This window comes from Ruegeria sp. CL3 (assembly GCF_056536505.1).
Genome location: NZ_JBQFPT010000011.1, coordinates 142,672 through 160,387, shown reverse-complemented (window position 1 = coordinate 160,387; position 17,716 = coordinate 142,672). Strand labels below are relative to the sequence as shown.

The window sequence follows — 17,716 nt, the reverse complement described above, 5'->3', positions numbered from 1 at the left end:
CGACGGGTCCTTTCCGAGGGTCAAAGTCAGCGTTTGATATTGGTGGTTTCCTGCAGCATCTCATCGACGGTCTGGATCACCTTGGCGCTTGAGGAATAGGCGCGCTGGGTCTTGATCATCGAGGTCAGCTCGGTCGCGACATCCGTGGTGGATTCCTCTCGCGCAAAGGATACGAGGTCACCTGTTGGACCCTCGCCTGCATTCCACAGGAAGAACGTGCCACTTTCCCGCGAGGGCGCGTAGGTCTGGCTGTCTAGTGCAGTCAGGCCGTTGGGGTTTGGGACATCTGCCAGAGGGATCTGGAACATACGGCGGCTGACACCGGTGTCGTAGAAGGCGTAGACATACCCGTTTTCATCAACCTGAACGCTGGTCATCGTTCCCACCGCTGACCCGTCGCGCGTGATAGAGACTGGGGCGAAGGTGTCCGACAATTGCGTGATCCCGTCCGCATCGCCGATCTGGCCGATATTGATCTCCATCGGGCCGCCCGCGACGTTCACCACCACGCTGCCGGTTGCCGGATCATACGCGCCACCTGTTACCGGAGTGACCGTGGCAAGCGTACCGCCTGCGGTCCGGCTGTCGGTGAAGGTCAGAGCGTATTCGCCGATCACCGCCCCGCCTGACGCTGAATCGCGCATGATTATGGTCCATTCATTGCTGGAGCCTGTGGCCGGAACGGTTGGCACCAGCTCGATATCGACGCTTTCGGATTTGCCCAGGTTGTCAAAGTATTCAACGGATAGGGGTTGCGAGTCACCTGGCGCGCCCGCATCTGTGGCGGTCGCGGGCAGGTTCATGCGCAGGTTCATCTGCGTGGTCGGGGCACCGGACAGCTGGTTCACACTTAGCTGAATGGGCTCAAGCGCCGCTGGCGTATCCCGCGGCACAGCAGGGATAGAGCCATCCGGATTCGCGCGCCATCCCAGAAGCACCAGACCCGATTCGGTGACTAGATAGCCCTGATCATTGGTGCGAAATGAGCCGGTGGTGGTCAGCAGCATCTCATTCGAGCCACCTGCAATCTGCGAACTTGGCCGCACCGGCAGCATCCCCCGCCCACGTACGGCCAAATCGGTCGAGTTGTTGGTAGTGACCAGCGAGCCGCGTTGATCAATTAGCCGCTGGCTTGTTGTGCGCACACCGCCGGCGGAATAGCTGCCCCCCTGGCCCGAAGTGACCATGGAGTGAAAATCTGTCTCCACCCGCTTGTAGCCATAGGTCGAGGAGTTGGCGATGTTGTCTGAAATCGTAGCCAGCCTGTTGGCATTGGCCTTCAACGCCGCCACACCGGCATTCAGCGAAGAGGAAATGGTCATTGGCACGCCCTTCTGTTGCGTCAATCGTTGATGCAACAGGTAACGCGCTGGGCCTTAACAGCGCGCTAACAGGTAAAATGCCACCTATCCTTTAGCGATTTCGCAAAAAGATCACCTCGATCCGGTTGTTGCGCACGGCCATGGGATTACTGTTCGACATCTCTCGGTCCGCGTGCCCGGTCACCCGGTCAAGCCTGTGTTCTGAAAAGCCTTTATCCTCAAGAAGCTGCCGGACAATCTGCGCGCGCGCGGTGGACAGATCCCAGGCCGGGTTGTCGGCCAGAACCACCGGAGACGCGCTGACATGCCCTTCGACGGCGACGTCATTGCGCACCAGATCCGATGATCGGGCCACCAGCAGAGCAAGCGCGCGCATCATCGTGGTGGGCTTGTCTGTTCCCGATTCGAACAGACGCTGATCCTCGGTGTCGAATAGTTCGACCACCAACCCTTCGTCGGTGACACGTGTGACGATGTGCTTTAGCACCTTGTCCGACACCATACTCTCGCCCGTGCGCCCCAAAAGCTGCGCCTCGAGCGTTGAAAAATCCTCGGTCGTTCCTTTGCCTGCGCCGTCGGCATCCACCCCGGTGGAGCCGCGCGCCTTTCGGGCATCGGTCGGGAAACGGGCGCTTGCACCCGATCCGTCCATCACCATCGTTTTCTCGGAAAACATGTTGTTGCCGCCAAAGGCCCCATCACCCCCACCCGAGACCGGGTTCACCGGAATCGTTGGCGAGAAGTAATCCGCCAACCCTTTGCGTTGTTTTTCGGTCGTTGCATTCAGCAGCCACATCAACATGAAGAAGGCCATCATGGCCGTGACGAAGTCCGCATATGCGACCTTCCACGCGCCACCGTGATGGCCATCGCCACCTGATACACGCTTCTTCTTGATGATGATTGGCGCCGCATTGGTTTGCGCACCCATCTCCACCACCTTTTTATCACCCAGTTACAGGCGTAGCAGTGCAGGTCTTAAGGGCGGCTTAACACTTAAAATGCTTCAGATTTCGCCTCATCGCGGCAAACCCGCAGATGCCCTGCGCAGGATCAGGGACAACCGGTTGAAGCTGTTCTCAATACCCTCCGGATCGGTTTTGCCAAAGAAGCTGTCCAGTTCATCATGAACACGCACGGCCTGATCCAGTAACGGGTCCGAACCCTCGGCATAGAGACCGGCCCGGATCATCACCTCGGATTGCTCGTAGCTGCCCACAAGTTTGCGGGTTTCCGAGATCATCTGGTTCTGCGCCTCGGTCGCGGCGGCAGGCAGGCTGCGCGACACCGATCGGCTGAGGTCAATCGCGGGGAATCGCCCGCGCTCGGCGATGTCGCGGCTCAGGACGATATGGCCGTCCAGAACACCACGCAGGATATCCGCAACGGGTTCGTCCATATCGGAGCCAGCGACCAGAACGCTGAAAACGGCAGTGATGTCGCCTTGGGCCTGTGTGCCCGGACCGGCGCGCTCACACAGATTGGCGATCAAAGGAGTCACTGACGGAGGGAACCCGCGCAGCGAGGGGGATTCCCCCATCGCCACGGCGATTTCACGATGCGCCTCGGCAAAGCGCGTGACCGAATCGGCCAGGAACAACACATTGAGGCCCTGATCGCGCAGATACTCGGCCACTGACATCGCAGACCACGCGCAACGGCGACGGGCCAGAGCGGACTGATCCGAGGTCGCCGCAACCACGATAGCGCGTTTCATCGCCTCGGATCCCAGCGCATGGGTCACGAATTCATTCACCTCGCGTCCGCGTTCCCCGACCAGAGCCACAACAACCGCATCCGCCTGCATCGACCGGGCCAGAGTCGCCAGCAGCGTCGATTTCCCGACGCCCGAGCCAGCGAATAGACCCACGCGCTGGCCCTGCACGATCGGTAGCATGGTGTTGAGCACTGCCAGGCCCGTGGCCATCCGTTTACCCAGCGGCTTGCGCTCCACGGCGGGCGGAGGAGGTTGCACAATGTCCCGCGCCTGCGCCCCCGGCAGCAGCGGTTTTCCGTCCAGCGCCCGGCCAAACGGGTCAATGACCCGACCCAACCAATGCATCCCCGGCGCAAACTCGGGCGAGGCCTTCAGGCTCACACGGTCGCCAAGGCTGACGCCATCGGGCGCAGAGCCGGGAATCATGTGGATATGCTCGGCCCCCACATGCAGAACTTCGCCCTCAAGATCGGGACCCGCGCGGCGTTGGAGCGTCAACAGGTCACCGATTCGCGCGTGGTCTGTCAGGCCGCTGACCTCGATCACCCCATGCGCCACGCCGGACACAAGGCCCACATGGCGCACCGCGGACAGCCTGTCGAATTCGTATTTCAGAAGCATCGGATCGAGATCGGACATTGTGGGTTCTCCAACTGGGTTTTGAAAACGGTTTCTAAAGGAATCGAGGTTAAGCCTTGATTGAAATTGATCGAGGGAGAAGCCCCGATGTTCTATGACCTGAACGTCTTTAAGACAGCGTACGCAATGGCAACCCACGCCGGACAACGGCAGACCGTCATTGCGCGCAACATGGCCAACGCTGATACACCGGACTACCAGCCCCGCGATATCGAGGCCTTTAAAACCGCATTCGAAAACACCTCGGCCAAGACCGAAATGACTGCCACCCGGCAAGGTCATCTGAACGGCAGCGGCCCATCCGGGCAGAGCTGGGCCGAGTATGAGGCTGAGCCGCACGGCGATCCCAATGGCAATGGCGTGTCGCTGGAAGGCGAGATGCTGAAGGCGATTGAGGTCAAGCGCCAGCATGACCGCGCCTTAGCGATCTATCGCTCGTCCATTGGCATTCTGCGCACCAGTCTGGGCCGTGGGTAAGGAGCGGTTGATATGAGCGATTTTTCCCATTCCCTATCTGCCTCGGCCAGCGCGTTGCGCGCGCAGGCAGCCCGGTTGCGGCACGTGTCCGAGAACATCTCGAACGCGGATACGCCCGGATACCGGCGCAAAACTGTTCCGTTTGAGACCGTCCAGCAGGATGGCAAGGCGATGGTTCAGGCGGGCCGCGTGCAGCTGGATCGCCGCGACCTGTCGCGCATTCACGATCCGAGCCACCCGCTCGCGGATGAAAGCGGACATTACCTCGGCTCGAATGTCGATCTAATGATCGAGATCGCCGACGCGCGTGAGGCGCAGCGCAGCTATGAGGCCAATCTGAAGATGTTCGATCAGACGCGGCAGATGTCCTCGTCTCTTATGGAATTGCTTAGAAAATAAAGGAGAACCAGAATGGATATCCGATCCCTGACCGCCGCACAAAACTACACGGTGGCCCGCCCTGCAACGCAGGCCAATCCCGACCATGAAGGCATGGCAAAGGGCCTGCGTTCAACGTTTCAGGACTTTGCTACAACCCTCAAGCAAAGCGAGCAGATGTCGCAGGCCGCGATGACCGGGCAGGCCGATCCGCACGCGCTGGTGCAGGCGCTGGCCCAGACTGAACTTGCGGTCGAAACGGCCGTGATCGTCCGCAACAAGGTGGTCGAAGCCTATCAGGAAATCCTGAGAATGCCGGTCTGAGCCATGCTGAGCGAAGGTCTTTTCTACGACATCGTCCGTCAGGCGCTTTGGGTCGCGGTGATCACCTCGGTCCCGATCCTGACGGTGGCGCTGATCTCGGGCCTGATCGTAGGTCTGTTTCAGGCCCTCACCTCGGTGCAGGAGATGACACTGACCTTCGTGCCCAAACTGATCGCCATCGTTGTCGTGTTCTGGATTTCGATGGGATTCATGACCCAAACACTCGTCACGTTTTTCACGGGAACCCTGGTTCCGCTGATCGCGGGAGGTCGCTGATGGACACCGCCTATGTCACCTTGTCCCGCCAATCCGGGCTGATGAACGAAATGCGCCTGGTGGCGAATAACATAGCCAATGCCAACACCACCGGATACCGCGCGCAGGGGCTGGTGTTCTCGGAGTTCGTCCGCGACATGCCGGGTAATCCGTCCCTGTCCATGAGCCGGGCCGAGGCGCGCAATACCTCTCAGCGGCAAGGGGTCCTGACTGAAACCGGAGGGCAGTTCGACTTTGCCATCGAAGGGGACGGCTTCTTCATGGTGGAAACACCCGAAGGCAACCGTCTGACCCGCGCAGGTAGCTTCTCCCCCAATGCCGAGGGCGATCTGGTCGCACCGGATGGCGCGCGGGTGTTGGACAGCAATGGCTCGCCGGTTTTCATCCCGCCCGATGCGGCCTCGATTGATGTGGGCAGCGATGGGACGCTCAGCGTCGAAGGGCAATTGCTGGGTCAGATCGGGGTCTACCGCGTCGAAGACCTCAAGGATCTGGTGCGCGAGGGCAATACGCGGTTCAGCACGACCGGCAATATTGACCCCGTTGATGAGCCGGTTGTCCTGCACCGTTTTCTCGAAGGTTCGAATGTCAACGCCATCGCTCAGGTGACCCGGCTGATCGAAATCCAGCGCGCTTATGAATTGGGTCAGAGCTTTCTCGAAACCGAACATGAACGGGTACGCGGCGCGCTCAAGGCGCTGATGCGTTAAGAAAGGAGACATCCCATGCGGGCATTGAAAATCGCAGCGACAGGTATGACCGCGCAGCAAATGCGGGTCGAGACGATCTCGAACAACCTCGCGAACATGAACACCACCGGATACAACGCGCGCCGGGCCGAGTTCGCGGATTTGCACTACCAACAGATGGCGCGGGCCGGCGCGGTCAATGCCTCAGACGGGACGGTGCTGCCAACGGGTATTCAGCTGGGTCTGGGCGTGCGCCCTGCCGCTGTGACGGTGCAGCTGGCACAAGGGGCCGTGTCGGCGACGGGGAATGATCTGGACGTGGCCATCGAAGGACGCGGCTATCTTGAGGTGACGCTGCCAAACGGTCAGGCCGCCTTTACGCGCGATGGCAGTCTGAAACGCTCGGCCGAAGGGCTGATCGTGACATCGGACGGGTTCGCCGTCTCACCCGAGATCACAATCCCGGACGATGCACGGTCCATTTCGATCAATGCCTCGGGCGAGGTCTACGCCTATTTCGACGATGCGCCCGAAGGCCAACGCCTTGGTGAGTTCACCTTGACCAGTTTCTCAAACGCCAAGGGTCTGGAGGCCATTGGCAGCAACCTGTTCAAAGAGACCGAGGCTTCCGGCGCACCGGTACAGGGCGTACCGGGAGAGGACGGATTGGGCACTTTGCGGCAAGGGTATCTTGAGGACAGCTCGGTCGATGCCGTGCGCGAGGTGACGGAACTGATCGAGGCCCAGCGGGGCTATGAGATGAACGCCAAGGTCATCACCGCCGTCGATCAGATGATGAGCGCAACGACGCAGGTGCGCTGATGCGTGTGTTGCTGTTGAGCCTGGCCCTGATGGCGCCAGTTGGGGCCCTCGCCGAGATTGTGGTGCCGACCCGGACGATCCGTGCGAAAGAGATCATCTCGCCCGCGGATCTTGAGACAAAGCCCCGTGACCTGCCGGGGGCTGTAACCGATCCGAATGCGCTGATCGGGCAGGAGGCCCGCGCCGCACTCTATCCTGGCCGCCCCATTCGCGCGGCGGATGTCGGACCACCCGCGCTTGTGGATCGCAATGATCTGGTCGTTCTGGTGTTCAGCAGCCAGCCGCTGTCGATCACCACCGAAGGCCGCGCGCTGGGCCGAGGCGCGGTGGGGGACCGAATTCGTGTAATGAACCTGTCCTCGCGGACAACAGTTACGGGCCGTATCCGGTCTGATGGTCAAATCGAGGTAAAATGATGTCTGGATTGTCAAAACCCCTTCTTCTTGCGGTACTTACGATTTCGGCCTGCGGGCGACTGGATCACCTGGGCAAACCGCCCAGCTTCACCCCGACCGAGGATTCGCCGGAACAGGTGGCGATGCTGTGGCCGGGCCTGCCCTTGCATACTCAACCGCAGCGAACGGTGGATCGGTCGTCGCTTTGGAGTGGGGGGCAGCAGTCGCTGCTTGGTGACCAGAGGGCCATCAAGAAAGGCGATATCCTGACCGTCGTGATTGAGCTGGATGAAGAGGCTGAGATTTCCAACAACACCAACAGGTCGCGGTCAGGATCTGAAAATCTGTCGGTGCCGCACCTGTTCGGATTGCCACAAAGGGCACAGGATAAACTGCCCGAAGGGGCCTCGTTCGACGAGGCCGTTGGGATCGAATCTGAGGCCTCAAGTTCCGGCCGCGGATCGGTGCGGCGGAATGAGAAACTGACCCTGCGCGTGGCCGCAACGGTGATTGACGTGCTGCCGAACGGAGTTCTCTCGATCTCGGGCGCGCAAGAGTTGCGCGTGAATTTCGAACTGCGAGAGCTGCTGGTGGCAGGTTATGTGCGCCCGCAAGACATCTCGCGCAAGAATGAGATCACCTATGACAAGATCGCCTCGGCGCGTGTGTCCTATGGTGGTCGCGGGCAGATCACGGATGTGCAACAGCCGCGCTACGGCCAGCAGATCCTCGATACCGTTTTGCCGTTCTAAGGGGTTCTCATGATCAAGAATCTGCTTCCTGTGATCTTTCTGATCGCTGGCACGGGCGCCGGTATTGGCGCTGGGAAATTCCTTGGCGGCGGCGAGGCAAAGGTCGAGTCCGAGAAGACCGAAAAGGTTGAAAGGGCCGATAAAGAAAAAAAGGAAAAACCCACCGAGTCCAAGGAAAGGGACAAAGGGAAAAAAGGTGAGGGCGGAGGCTTCGAATACCTCAAGCTCACCAAGCAATTTGTCGTGCCGATTGTGGAGGATGAGGAGATTTCAGCCCTCGTCACCATGTCCCTGAGCCTTGAGGCAAACTCGGCCATCACCGAAACCTTCTACGCGATCGAGCCAAAGCTGCGGGACGGTTTTCTGCAAGTGCTGTTCGATCACGCCAATACCGGAGGGTTTGACGGTGCTTTCACACATTCCGACAACCTAAGCACCTTGCGAAAATCTCTGCTTGAGGTGGCGAAGAAGGATCTGGGCGACGATGTCTCGAAGGTCCTGATCATGAGTGTCAGTCGCCAGGATACCTGAGGCCGTTACGGTTTGGGCCGTGACCGCGCGCGTTTCTGTTCGGCCTTGAGGGTGTCATTCAGGCGTTCAACGGCTTGTTTGCGCCCAAAGGCCTGACGCAGTTGCTGCATGGCTGCAAGTTTCTGTGCCCGGCATCGCGCCAATTCCATGTTCAATTGCCGCCGTGTCGCGGCCTCCCACTTATTCCACAAGACATCGGTTCCTGTGATCTGATACCCATCGGTCACCGCGCTGTCCTGTCGGGTTCGCACAACCTGAGCGTCAAGACGCGCCAACAGCGCCTGCACACGCGCTTCGGCCTCCAACGCGGGGCGCAGCTTTTGATATTCGCTTTGATAGACCGCTTCGGTGACTGATGTCAGGGCGGGCAGTTCGTGGCGTTTCATCCAATCCGTCCTTTCACGCGCTTTCGCATGGTTTCGGCAAAGCGGATCGCTGCGGCGACCGGGCGGTAGTGTTCTTCGGCAATCTCCTGCCCGATCTCGACGGTCGCGTGAATCGCGCGTGCTGTTGGCGGGTCCGAGTGGATAGGAACGCCGGCCTCGCCCGCAGCCGTCCGGATTGCTGCGGCCACCTCATCGACCCCCTTGGCCACACAGACAGGGGCCGCCCCAGCCGCCCGTGACCATTTCAAAGCGACCGCGTAGTGGGTCGGGTTCACGATCAAGACGTCGGCTTTCGGCACATCGGCCATCATCGGGTTGGTCGCAATCTCCTGCGCCCGCGCGCGGCGCTGTTGTTTGACATGCGGGTCGCCCTCGGCGTCCTTGGTCTCATCCTGGATTTCTTTGCGCGACATTCTGTTTTTGCGCATGTGTTCAGCATATTGCCAAACGTAGTCAACGACTCCGATCGCGAGTGCGATGGCGATTACGATGAACAGAAAGCGAAACAGCAGGTTCATCATCAGCAAGATCGACCCATGGGCTGGGGCTGCACTGGCCGAAACGATCTCGGTCAGGTTGGCCTTGAGGAATAGGGCCAGACAAGTGCCGTAGATCAGCAATTTGGCAAAGCTCTTGGCGAATTCGAACAGCCCGCCCCGTCCGAACTTGTTTTTGGCGTTGGATAGGAGTGAGATCCGCGCGAGTTTGGGTTGCAACTTGGTGGGTGCAAAAATCAATGCGCGCTGGGCGATAAGGCTCAGCAAGACCGCCGCCGTGGGAAGCGCAAACAGAAGGGCCACGGGTAAAAGCGCGCCTTTCAGCATTCCGGCGACCGGTGCTGTTGCCGGCCCCGATGTAACAAGCTGCGCGATGCCATCCGGCTGGTCGATCAGAACCACAAACAATGCGCCCATCTGATCGACCGTGAACTTGCCGACCGTCAGCAGCGCGATCAGCAAACCGGTATAGGCGGCAACAACGGACAGATCAGTTGACCTTGCAACCTCACCTTTTTCGCGTGCCTTCTGTAGCTTCTGAGGCGTCGGGTCAAAGGACTTGTCACTGTCGTCATCGGTGCTCATCGACCGGACTCCAGTGGGTTGAGGGTAAATGAAAACAACGCATCTGCCCACACAGACAGGATCAGGGGCGCTCCGGCAAATAGCAGGAACAGCCCGGCAAAGGTGATCGCGGGGGCGCCGACGAAGGCAACCATCAGCTGAGGCATCGCCCTGTTGATGACCCCGAGGGCGAGGTTGTAGATCAATGAGGCGATCACGAACGGAGTGGCCAGCGCAAAGGCTAGCCCGAAGCTGTGGGCGATCTGTCTGACGCCCCACTGCGACAGATCAGGGGCCGAGAGGGCTTGACCCATCGGAAACATCGCGTAGCTGTGGATCAGAAACTCGGCTATTCTGATGTGCAGATCCATCAGCACCGCAAGGGCCAGTCCGGCCAATGTCAGGAAAATCCCCAAGGCGGGGGCCGGGTCGGCGGCCGCGCCACCCAAAAGTTGAGATAGCGATGTTGATTGCGCCGCAATAGTCCCGGCGGTCTGCAGGGCCAGCACAAACAGGCGCAGCCCCATGCCCAGAACCATGCCGACCAGAACCTCGGTGCCGACCAGACGCGCCATCGGCAGCAGGTCCGGATTGGATTGCGGGGAGGGCACCGCAGGCAACACGATCAGGGTAAAGGCCACGGTGACCGCAAACTTGACCCGGACCGGGATGCTGCGTTCGCCAAAAGCGGGCAAGAGGGTGACCACAGCGGACACCCTCAGAAAAACGGCAAATGCATGCCACAGCCCCGTGCCGAGTTGTCCCAACAGCTCGGGCGGCAGGGCGATCATGCGGGTACGGTTCCGACCAGGGCGGGGCGAGCCTCGAGACCAATCTCTTCGAAAGAGAGAACCGGATTGGACACCCCGCGCGCCTGCATGATCGAGCGCAACAGGCGTCGTCGACGTGTTGAGGTCACGACGGCTGGAAACAACCCGTGATCGGCGGATTGTGCGACGCTGTCCACCACGCCATCGGCCAGCTTGTTGAACAGGTTGGGGGGCAGCGCCACGTCCAGCCCGGCGGCGTGTCCGTCGATTTGGTAGCTGGCAAACGTATCCTCCCATTCCGGAGCCAGTTGGATCAGCGGGATCGAGCCATCCTCACGCTTCATCTCGGCCACCAGCTGAAAGCCCAGCCGCTGGCGGACCAGCTCGCAAATGCCTTCGGGCTGGGTTGTGGTCAGCCGCGCTTCGGCCACGCTTTCGAGGATGAGGGCCATGTTGCGGATCGAAACACGCTCATCCAGCAGCAACCTCAGAACGGCGTGCAGCGTGTCGATCGGCACCTTGTCGGGGATCAGTTCATCCAGCAGCTTGCGGTTTGCCTCGGCCCGGCCGGGATCGCTGAGGCGGGTCATTTCCAACAACAGACGACGCAGGGATTTCAATGTCAGCAGGCGTGAAAAGTTCTGCTTGATGATCTCCAGCATATGGGTCGCCAGAATCTCGGGCGGAGAAACGATGGTGGCGCCGTTCAGGGCGGCATCCTCTTGATCTTTGGGTAGAATCCAGCGAGCAGGGGCACCATAGACAGGCTCGGTCACGTCATTGCCATCGGGCAAAAACTCATGCCCGTCCTGCACCAGCGCCAATACCAGATCGGGGTTTAGCACACCGCGCGCCTGTTCGACGCCCTGCACCTTGATGACATAGGTGCCGGTGGGCAGGTCGGCGCGGTCGGTCAGGCGAATCTCGGGCAGGATGAGGCCAAAGGTCGAGGCCACATAAGTCCGCATATTTGCAATGCGCGCGTCCAGCCCGGTTCCGGGGTTTAGCACCATGCTGACAAGGTCGGGCGCGAACTCCAGATGTACGTCGTCCAGATCTAGAATATCGCCAATGGCTTGCGAAACAGGGGTTTCCGCTTCGGGCGCGGGGGTCTGGGCCTGAAGCGTGTCGGCCTTCTGCTTTTGATGGACCCTGTGGGCCGCGTATCCCAAGACACCCGCGCCCAGCATGAAGGGCAGGAAGGGCAGGCCGGGAACGAGGGCGAAGAGAACCATCAACACAGCCACTGTGCCCAGCGCGGCCGGGTGCTTGCCCAGTTGCGAGAAGATGGCGTTGTCGGTCGCGCCCTGCGTACCGCCGCGCGCCAGCAATAGCGCCGAAGCGATCGAGATGATCACCGCTGGGATTTGCGAAACCAGACCATCGCCCACGGTCAGAATGGCGTAGGTTTCAAAGGCAGATGTGACCGGCATGCCATGCACGATCACGCCCATGACCAGCCCCATCACAAGGTTCAGCAGCGTGATCAACAGCCCGGCAACCGCATCGCCTTTGACGAATTTCGACGCACCGTCGAGTGAGCCGAAGAAGGTCGTCTCTTGCTGTTCGCGTTCGCGCCGCTCTTTGGCTTGCTGGTGGTCGATGGCCCCGGCGGACATGTCGCTGTCGATGGCCAGCTGTTTGCCCGGCATCCCGTCCAAAGCAAAGCGCGCGCCGACCTCGGCCATCCGCGCGGCGCCCTTGGTGATCACCATGAAATTTACGATCAGCAGGACGCAGAACACCACGAGGCCCAGAAAGATACTGCCGCCCATCACGAAATTGGCGAATCCTTCGATGACGTTGCCCGCCGCATTTGGCCCGGTATGACCCTGACCGATGATCAGTTTGGTGGATGAGACGTTCAGCGACAGCCTCAGCATCAGCGAGGCCAGCAGGATTGTCGGGAAGGATGAGAAATCCAGCGGGCGTTCGATGAACAGGGTCAGGGTGAAAATCAAAATAGCCAGAGCAAAGGAGGCGGCCAGCCCCACATCCAGCACCCAGGCTGGCATTGGCAGGATCATCATCACGATGACTGTCATCAGCGCCAGTGCCAATAGGACTGTAGGCGAGAACAGGGACCGGGCGTTTATGGTGGGCACGCTGACCTCCTAGTTGAATGCGATGAAGGCGGTGGCAGCACCTGCCGCTGGAACCAGAGACCCCAGAGACCCGCCATTGGATTCAACTGGTTGTACCGGGATCAGCGGGGCGGCTGCCCCTGTGAAAGGGTCCCGCGATGCCACATGAGTTTGGGGTGGAGCGGACCCGTCCAGCTGAGCCATAACGGTCTGGAACCGACCGCGATAGGCTTCGGCCAAAGACGGCGTGCGCGAATGATAGGCCCCGGCGGCGGCGGGCCAGGATCCAAGCTCGGCATAGAGGTCTTTGAGAAACCTTGCGGCGTAGGTGGCGTTCTCCTGCGGATCGAACATCGCGTCGATCGAGCGGAAGGCCTTGCCGTGCCAGCGGTAGTTGATCTGAAAACACCCGATGTCAAAGCTTCGCTTGCCGGCTTTGAAAATCCGGAAAACATAGGTCTTGGCCTCAATCTCCGAAGTGAACCAATAGCCCTGCCCTTCGGCATTGATGGTCCAGGGCCAGGGTTGCAGCCGCCCGTCATGGGTGCGCCCCGTCTCAACCCGTGAAATGGCGCGCAGCACGTCCAGTGGTACGCCTTCGGACAGCGCGGCGCGGCGTGCGGCCTGATCGCAGATATCACCCGTTCGCGCATCCGGCATGGCACGCCCGACCTGCGGTATCAGCGCAAGCGTCAGCACAAAGACAATCGAGACGAAACGATGGGGCATTCTGCCGGTCCGGGATTCGGGTCATTCCGGGCCAAGCTAGCCAGTGATCGGTTTACAGAGGGTTATCGCTCCATCATTTTCGGTCGATCCGACGCCCGAACACGACGCTGGTATTGGTGCGCAGAACGCCGGGGATTTTGGCCAGTTCATCGACCAAAATATCCAGATCCTCGATCCGGGGGGCCTCGGCGGACAGCAGCAGGTCAAACTCGCCATTGATCGAAAGGCAGCGCTTGACCTCGGGGTAGGCCTCAAGCCGTTTGATGATGCGGGTGGTTTCCTTTTGCTGGACCTCAAGCATCACGATCACCTGCACGCGCGGGGTATCGTCAGTGGCGTGCAATTGAACGGAATAGCCCGCAATCACGCCACGCTCTTCCATGCGCTTGATCCGCTCATGCACGGTGGTGCGGGCCACGCCCAACTTGGCCGCTATATTCGTGGTCGATTCACGGGCATTGTGCTGCAGCGCGGTGATGATGCGGCGGTCGAGCTGATCCATGGGGCCTCCGGCAGGGTCGCTTTGGTTTACGGTAGAAGCGCCCGGAGGCTCAAGGCTTCTGCGCCGAGGGGGCTTTGTCGGATCGCGGCCAGATGATCAGTGCAGCAGCGATCCCCAATGCGGAAGCGCAGGTTATCGTGGTCATGGCCACGGTCGCGCCGAAACGGGTCATCAGCCACCCCGATAGTGGATAGAGGACCAGCCAACAGGCATGGGATAGGGTGAATTGGGCGGCAAATACGGCAGGTCGGTCCTCGGACCGGGCCGAGCGGGTCAAAAGACGCCCCGAGGGTGTCAGGGTCATTGAATATCCAAAGCCCACGCAGGCCCAGAAGGCCGTGAGCAGCGGTAGGGAGAGTGCTCCGGATGTCATGGCTGCTCCGGCCATTGCCAGCACGCCAAGTGTCGCCCCGGTCAGCATGACCCGGCGGTCCTTGAACCGATCCAGCAGAGAGGGAAGTACGAAGGCCGCGATCATCGAGCCGCCGCCGAACCCGGCCAGAGCAATGGCCACGGCGCTTTCGGACAGGCCCAGATCCGCACGCACTAGGACCACAGTATTGACGATCACCATAGAGCTTAACGCGGCTGCAGACCAACTGAGTGCCAGAAGGCCGCGCAAACGTGTTGTCGATAGATAGATGCGGATGCCGCGTGTTGTCCGGTCGTATATTCCTCGTCGCTCTGCGGGTTTGGGCGAGGGCAGAACAACGGACACCACCAGCAGCGCCGAGGCAATAAACCCAGCTCCGGTCCCCCAAAACAGCGTGTCAAAACTGACAAAGACCAACAACGCAGCCGCCAGCATCGGGCTGAGCAGGCTTTCCAGATCGTAGGCAAGGCGCGACAAGGACAGCGCGCGCGTGTAGTCCTGCTCATCCGTCAGGACGTCGGGAATCGTAGCCTGAAACGCGGGGGTGAACCCGGCCGAGGCCGATTGTAGGACGAAAATCAGTACATAGACCTGCCAGACCTCTGACACGAAGGGCAGGCACAGGGCGACCGCGGCCCGGATCAGATCCAGTACCACCAGCATCCTGCGCCGGTCGAGCTGTTCTGCAAACGCCGCCGCCAGAGGGGCGATCCCCACATAGGCGACCATCTTGATGGTCAGAGCCGTGCCCAACACCATCCCTGCAGCCTCGCCCGCCAGATCATAGGCCAAAAGGCCCAAAGCGATCGTCGCCAACCCGGTCCCCGTTAACGCAACGACCTGAGCAGCCAGAAGGTGGCGATAGGTACGATTTTGCAGGACACTGAGCATTGGTCAGAGGTACTTTGTAATGGTTTTGAAATCTTCGATGGCCGATCCGTCCTCGGATGTCAGGCAATGGTCGATATGATCGTGGATCAGAACCCGTTTGGCATTGGTGATTGCTTTTTCGACGGCGGCCAGTTGCTGGGCAACGTCGGAGCAAGGCGCGTGATCTTCGAGCATGGCAATGACTTTCGCCAGATGCCCATGCGCCCTCTTAAGGCGGGCGGTGATTTGCGGGTGTGATTCATGCGTGTGATTGGTCATGATACATCCATATCCCCCCCATGGGGATAATATCAAGCCTGCCCAGCGACAGAATGCCCGGCTACAGGGTCAGCGTTGAGTTTGCCGGATAAACCGCATATCTCGGGGTCGAGACCGCGCAAAGGAAACCTCTGTGGCAAACCACCTGTATAAAAACGACCTGCCTGACGGGCTGGACCTAGGGCCGATCGTGGCCATTGACTGTGAAACCATGGGGCTGAATCCGCATCGGGATCGCTTGTGCGTGATCCAGATGTCTGGCGGCGACGGAAACAGCCATATCGTTCAGGTTGAAAAAGGGCAGACCGAGGCTCCGAACCTCTGCGCCATGCTGGAAGACCCCGACGTGCTGAAACTGTTCCATTTCGGGCGTTTCGATATCGCCGCGATGTACCACGCCTTTGGGGCATTGGCCGCACCGGTCTATTGCACCAAGATCGCCAGCCGCCTTGTGCGCACTTATACCGACCGCCACGGGCTGAAAAACCTGTGTCAGGAGTTGATCGGCGTCGATATCTCGAAGCAACAGCAGATGAGCGATTGGGGCGCCGAGACCCTGTCTGAGGCCCAACTGGAATACGCGGCTTCGGACGTGTTGCACCTGCACCGCCTGCGGGATGAGCTGAACAAACGGCTGGCCCGCGAAGGCCGGACCGAGATGGCGCAGGCCTGTTTTGACTTCCTGCCGATGCGTGCGAAACTCGACCTCGCAGGCTGGCCGGAAACTGATATTTTTGCGCACTCATGACCGATACCGAAGCATTCCTGAAAACCGCCCGTCAGGTTGTCACCGATGAGGCCCGTGCGCTGGACGCGCTGGCCGAAGGCCTGAACGAGGATTTTGCCGAAGCGGTGCAGCTGATCCTGCAAGCCAACGGTCGCATCATCATCAGCGGTATCGGCAAGTCTGGCCATATCGGCCACAAGATTGCGGCCACATTGGCCTCGACCGGCACGCCCGCGTATTTCGTCCACCCCGCCGAGGCGAGCCACGGTGATCTGGGCATGGTGTCCAAGGATGATGTGGTTCTGGCGATCTCGAACTCCGGCGAGGCGCCGGAGCTGGTCAACCTTCTGGCCTTTACGCGCCGATTCGGCATTCCGCTGATCGGCCTGTCCAGCAAGCCGGAAAGCACGTTGATGAAGCAAGCTGACGTGCATCTGCTGATCCCGTCTATGGGTGAGGCCTGTGGGTTCGGCATGGTGCCCTCGATCTCGACCACGCTGACGCTGGCCATGGGCGATGCGCTGGCGATCGCGCTGATGAAACACCGCGATTTCAAGCCCGAGGACTTCCGCGCGTTTCACCCTGGCGGCAAACTGGGCGCGCAGCTGTCCACCGTCCGCGACCTCATGCATGCCGATCTGCCCGTGGTACGGTCCGGCACCTCCATGAGCGAGGCGCTGCTGGTGATGAGCCAGAAGAGCTTTGGCGTGGTGGGTGTGACAGATGATGCGGATCGCCTTTTGGGCATCGTCACAGATGGCGACTTGCGCCGCAACATGGACGGGCTTTTGAACAAGACCACGGATGAGGTCATGACTCGCGATCCTCTGACCATCGCGCCCAACGCCATGGCGGAAGAGGCCGTGGGCATCATGAACGACCGCAAGATCACATCGCTTTTCGTAGTTGATCCCGACGCGGATGGGCAGGCTCAGGGTCTGTTGCATATCCACGACTGCCTGCGCGTCGGTCTGGGTTAGGGAGTGATACGGTGGATCGCTATTCCCGCATGGTTCAGTTCCTCAAGGTGCTGTTGCCTCTGACGGCGATTGTCTTGCTGTCCACCGTTTTCCTTCTGTCGCGCAGCATCGAGACTGATGTCTCGGTGCCCTTCTCGCAGGAGGATATCGAAGATCGCCTGGCCGGGCAGGTCATTACGCAACCCAACTACCGCGGCACCACCAAAAAGGGCGAAGAGGTCCAGATTGAGTCGACCAGGGTGACCCAAGGGTCCGAGGGCGAAGAGCCGACGGCATCGCAGTTTCGCGGGCGGTTCGGGATGCTGAACGGCGGTGAGATCAAACTGGATTCCAACTCTGGCCTGATCCGGCCCGACAAGGGGACGGCGACCTTTGTCGGCGATGTGGTGATTACCACCTCGGACGGCATTCAGGTCACGACCGACCTGCTGAATACATCGCTGGAAGAAATACGTGGCGACACCCCCGGTCAGGTCGATGGCACCGGCGTCATCGGCACATTCTCTGCCGGTCGTATGCAATTTGGCACTGAAAAAAAGGACGGTCCGGTCCATATTCTTTTTACAGACGGCGTGAAGTTGGTATATGAGCCAACAAAAGCAGAAAGATAACCTGTGATCTATTTTCGATTTC

The 17,716-nt window shown here is 60.2% G+C and carries 23 protein-coding genes; 12 read left to right on the top strand and 11 right to left on the bottom strand.

The genetic code is table 11. The features are described 5' to 3' along the window. Nucleotides 1-26: 26 nt before the first annotated feature. The 3 genes from ACR0NO_RS17140 to ACR0NO_RS17130 form a co-directional block, all read right to left on the bottom strand. On the bottom strand, nucleotides 27-1,322 hold the full coding sequence (locus tag ACR0NO_RS17140) for a flagellar hook protein FlgE (protein ID WP_480724835.1): 1,296 nt from the start codon (nucleotides 1,320-1,322) through the stop codon (nucleotides 27-29). 91 nt (nucleotides 1,323-1,413) lie between these two features. Beyond that, nucleotides 1,414-2,253, bottom strand: a complete 840-nt coding sequence (locus tag ACR0NO_RS17135; RefSeq protein WP_170641816.1) for a flagellar motor protein MotB — start codon at nucleotides 2,251-2,253, stop codon at nucleotides 1,414-1,416. An 87-nt stretch (nucleotides 2,254-2,340) separates the two neighbouring features. Further along, complete coding sequence (locus ACR0NO_RS17130; RefSeq protein ID WP_480724834.1) at nucleotides 2,341-3,678, bottom strand: FliI/YscN family ATPase; 1,338 nt, start codon at nucleotides 3,676-3,678, stop codon at nucleotides 2,341-2,343. A gap of 87 nt (nucleotides 3,679-3,765) precedes the next feature. Between ACR0NO_RS17130 and ACR0NO_RS17125 the strand changes: the two genes are divergently transcribed. Genes ACR0NO_RS17125 through ACR0NO_RS17085 form a run of 9 tightly spaced genes read left to right on the top strand, consistent with a single transcriptional unit; the run spans nucleotide 3,766 to nucleotide 8,322 of the window. Next, on the top strand, nucleotides 3,766-4,155 hold the full coding sequence (locus ACR0NO_RS17125; RefSeq protein ID WP_480724856.1) for a FlgB family protein: 390 nt from the start codon (nucleotides 3,766-3,768) through the stop codon (nucleotides 4,153-4,155). Between the two features lie 12 nt (nucleotides 4,156-4,167). Beyond that, nucleotides 4,168-4,554, top strand: a complete 387-nt coding sequence (gene flgC / locus ACR0NO_RS17120; RefSeq protein ID WP_170479807.1) for a flagellar basal body rod protein FlgC — start codon at nucleotides 4,168-4,170, stop codon at nucleotides 4,552-4,554. 12 nt (nucleotides 4,555-4,566) lie between these two features. Further along, nucleotides 4,567-4,857: a flagellar hook-basal body complex protein FliE gene (gene fliE / locus ACR0NO_RS17115; protein ID WP_480724833.1), complete on the top strand. Its 291-nt coding sequence runs from the start codon at nucleotides 4,567-4,569 to the stop codon at nucleotides 4,855-4,857. A gap of 3 nt (nucleotides 4,858-4,860) precedes the next feature. Then, nucleotides 4,861-5,133 (top strand): flagellar biosynthetic protein FliQ, encoded by a 273-nt coding sequence (locus ACR0NO_RS17110; RefSeq protein WP_170379938.1) that lies wholly within the window; start codon nucleotides 4,861-4,863, stop codon nucleotides 5,131-5,133. After that, complete coding sequence (locus tag ACR0NO_RS17105; protein WP_419741276.1) at nucleotides 5,133-5,843, top strand: flagellar hook-basal body complex protein; 711 nt, start codon at nucleotides 5,133-5,135, stop codon at nucleotides 5,841-5,843. The genes ACR0NO_RS17110 and ACR0NO_RS17105 overlap by 1 nt, the downstream gene beginning before the upstream one ends. A gap of 15 nt (nucleotides 5,844-5,858) precedes the next feature. Next, on the top strand, nucleotides 5,859-6,644 hold the full coding sequence (gene flgG / locus ACR0NO_RS17100) for a flagellar basal-body rod protein FlgG (protein ID WP_170470935.1): 786 nt from the start codon (nucleotides 5,859-5,861) through the stop codon (nucleotides 6,642-6,644). Further along, nucleotides 6,644-7,060, top strand: coding sequence for a flagellar basal body P-ring formation chaperone FlgA (gene flgA / locus ACR0NO_RS17095; RefSeq protein WP_480724832.1), 417 nt, complete (start codon nucleotides 6,644-6,646; stop codon nucleotides 7,058-7,060). Before flgG ends, flgA begins: the two co-directional genes overlap by 1 nt. Then, the gene (gene flgH, locus ACR0NO_RS17090) at nucleotides 7,060-7,791 is read left to right on the top strand and encodes a flagellar basal body L-ring protein FlgH (RefSeq protein WP_170470939.1); all 732 of its coding nucleotides are present in this window, start codon (nucleotides 7,060-7,062) and stop codon (nucleotides 7,789-7,791) included. The genes flgA and flgH overlap by 1 nt, the downstream gene beginning before the upstream one ends. 9 nt (nucleotides 7,792-7,800) lie before the next feature. After that, the gene (locus ACR0NO_RS17085; protein WP_480724831.1) at nucleotides 7,801-8,322 is read left to right on the top strand and encodes a flagellar basal body-associated protein FliL; all 522 of its coding nucleotides are present in this window, start codon (nucleotides 7,801-7,803) and stop codon (nucleotides 8,320-8,322) included. A gap of 5 nt (nucleotides 8,323-8,327) precedes the next feature. Here ACR0NO_RS17085 and ACR0NO_RS17080 read toward each other — a convergent pair whose 3' ends face one another. The 8 genes from ACR0NO_RS17080 to ACR0NO_RS17045 form a co-directional block, all read right to left on the bottom strand. Continuing rightward, entirely contained in the window at nucleotides 8,328-8,708 is a 381-nt protein-coding gene (locus ACR0NO_RS17080; RefSeq protein WP_480724830.1) for a hypothetical protein, read from the bottom strand. Next, nucleotides 8,705-9,790, bottom strand: coding sequence for a flagellar type III secretion system protein FlhB (gene flhB / locus ACR0NO_RS17075; RefSeq protein WP_480724829.1), 1,086 nt, complete (start codon nucleotides 9,788-9,790; stop codon nucleotides 8,705-8,707). The genes ACR0NO_RS17080 and flhB overlap by 4 nt, the downstream gene beginning before the upstream one ends. Further along, the gene (locus ACR0NO_RS17070; protein ID WP_480724828.1) at nucleotides 9,787-10,560 is read right to left on the bottom strand and encodes a flagellar biosynthetic protein FliR; all 774 of its coding nucleotides are present in this window, start codon (nucleotides 10,558-10,560) and stop codon (nucleotides 9,787-9,789) included. The genes flhB and ACR0NO_RS17070 overlap by 4 nt, the downstream gene beginning before the upstream one ends. Further along, nucleotides 10,557-12,584, bottom strand: coding sequence for a flagellar biosynthesis protein FlhA (flhA, locus tag ACR0NO_RS17065; protein WP_480724855.1), 2,028 nt, complete (start codon nucleotides 12,582-12,584; stop codon nucleotides 10,557-10,559). The genes ACR0NO_RS17070 and flhA overlap by 4 nt, the downstream gene beginning before the upstream one ends. A 69-nt stretch (nucleotides 12,585-12,653) precedes the next feature. Further along, on the bottom strand, nucleotides 12,654-13,352 hold the full coding sequence (locus ACR0NO_RS17060) for a lytic transglycosylase domain-containing protein (protein WP_480724827.1): 699 nt from the start codon (nucleotides 13,350-13,352) through the stop codon (nucleotides 12,654-12,656). Between the two features lie 73 nt (nucleotides 13,353-13,425). Then, entirely contained in the window at nucleotides 13,426-13,854 is a 429-nt protein-coding gene (locus tag ACR0NO_RS17055) for an Lrp/AsnC family transcriptional regulator (protein ID WP_170379949.1), read from the bottom strand. 49 nt (nucleotides 13,855-13,903) lie between these two features. Then, on the bottom strand, nucleotides 13,904-15,118 hold the full coding sequence (locus ACR0NO_RS17050) for an MFS transporter (RefSeq protein ID WP_480724826.1): 1,215 nt from the start codon (nucleotides 15,116-15,118) through the stop codon (nucleotides 13,904-13,906). A gap of 3 nt (nucleotides 15,119-15,121) precedes the next feature. Further along, nucleotides 15,122-15,376, bottom strand: coding sequence for a metal-sensing transcriptional repressor (locus ACR0NO_RS17045; protein ID WP_480724825.1), 255 nt, complete (start codon nucleotides 15,374-15,376; stop codon nucleotides 15,122-15,124). A 133-nt stretch (nucleotides 15,377-15,509) separates the two neighbouring features. Here ACR0NO_RS17045 and ACR0NO_RS17040 point away from each other — a divergent pair, with 133 nt between their 5' ends. From ACR0NO_RS17040 to lptC, 3 genes are read left to right on the top strand one after another with little or no spacing between them, the layout of a single operon-like run. Next, nucleotides 15,510-16,124, top strand: a complete 615-nt coding sequence (locus ACR0NO_RS17040; protein WP_480724824.1) for a ribonuclease D — start codon at nucleotides 15,510-15,512, stop codon at nucleotides 16,122-16,124. Further along, nucleotides 16,121-17,083, top strand: a complete 963-nt coding sequence (locus ACR0NO_RS17035; RefSeq protein WP_480724823.1) for a KpsF/GutQ family sugar-phosphate isomerase — start codon at nucleotides 16,121-16,123, stop codon at nucleotides 17,081-17,083. Before ACR0NO_RS17040 ends, ACR0NO_RS17035 begins: the two co-directional genes overlap by 4 nt. An 11-nt stretch (nucleotides 17,084-17,094) precedes the next feature. Further along, nucleotides 17,095-17,694, top strand: a complete 600-nt coding sequence (gene lptC, locus ACR0NO_RS17030; protein ID WP_170470960.1) for an LPS export ABC transporter periplasmic protein LptC — start codon at nucleotides 17,095-17,097, stop codon at nucleotides 17,692-17,694. Nucleotides 17,695-17,716: the final 22 nt, after the last annotated feature.